At 72.3% G+C, this 433-nt stretch carries 1 protein-coding gene; it reads right to left on the minus strand.

Annotated elements, in window-relative coordinates:
* Nucleotides 1-272, minus strand: a 272-nt coding sequence (locus AC5LSR_RS14645; protein WP_493468578.1) for a permease prefix domain 1-containing protein, incomplete at its 3' end; no start/stop codon positions are given.
* Nucleotides 273-433 lie beyond the last annotated feature (161 nt).

The following is a 433-nucleotide window of genomic DNA, read 5'->3' on the forward strand; positions in this document are numbered from 1 at the left end:
CTACCGGTCAGCACCAGCTGCTTCCACAGCCGTTCCGAGTGCTCCCGGGCGAACTCGCGGGACAGCTCGTCGAGGCTGCCCATCCGTTTCACCGCGACCAGGAACGCCTCGTCCGTGCTCAGCCCGGCCGCGACGAGCGCGTCGACGGAGCCGCGCAGGTGGTCCTCCAGCTCGTCGGCGTCGGGCTGCGCCAGCTCGCGGCGGCGCTGCACGTAGCGCCGCCACTGCGCGAACTGCGACTCCAGCTCGACGGAGCTGTCCGGCGCGGTCATGCCAGGCCCTCCAGCGGGATCGCTGGCAGCGTCCCGCGGTCGTGTGGGTCGAGCCAGATGTCCCGCAGCGCGCCCAGCACCGTGTCCCACTGGCGGCGCTGCTCGGCCAGTTCGGCCCGGCCTTTGTCGGTGATGCGGTAGTACTTGCGCCGCCGTTCGCC

Source organism: Protofrankia sp. CiP1_Cm_nod4, from assembly GCF_982290645.1.